Below are 429 nucleotides of genomic sequence, written 5' to 3'. Positions count from 1 at the left end.
GACCCCCAGGCCGCCGTCGCGGCCGCGCAGGGCCGGGCCGTGCTCGAGCCACAGGGCCAGCGGGATGATCACGTCGTCGCTGTTGGGCACGCTTTCCAGGGTCGCGTCCTTGGGCAGCAAGTGCCAGCGGTCGTCGACCACCTGGCGGTCCTTAATGATTCGCTGCATATACGCGCTCCTTGAACGGGTCGATACCGATACGGCGGAAGGTGTCGATGAAGGGTTCTTCCTCGGTCCGGCGTTCCACGTAGACCTGGATGATCTTGTCGATCACGTCGGCCATCTGCTCCTGGGCGAAGGACGGGCCGAGGATCTGCCCGAGGCTGGCGTCGCGCGCCGAGCTGCCGCCGAGGGAGACCTGGTAGAACTCCGCGCCTTTCTTGTCGACCCCGAGGATGCCGATGTGGCCGACATGGTGATGGCCGCAGG

At 66.4% G+C, this 429-nt stretch carries 1 pseudogene; it reads right to left on the bottom strand.

The window, feature by feature from the left end:
* Nucleotides 1–151 precede the first annotated feature (151 nt).
* Nucleotides 152–429, bottom strand: a pseudogene (locus C1631_RS23815) (hypothetical protein); the annotation flags it as partial.

Origin of the sequence: Chryseobacterium phosphatilyticum (assembly GCF_002899825.2) — a bacterium.
GTDB lineage: Bacteria > Bacteroidota > Bacteroidia > Flavobacteriales > Weeksellaceae > Chryseobacterium > Chryseobacterium phosphatilyticum.
The sequence above is the reverse complement of the archived record's forward strand: the minus strand, read 5'-3'. Positions and strand labels throughout refer to the sequence as shown.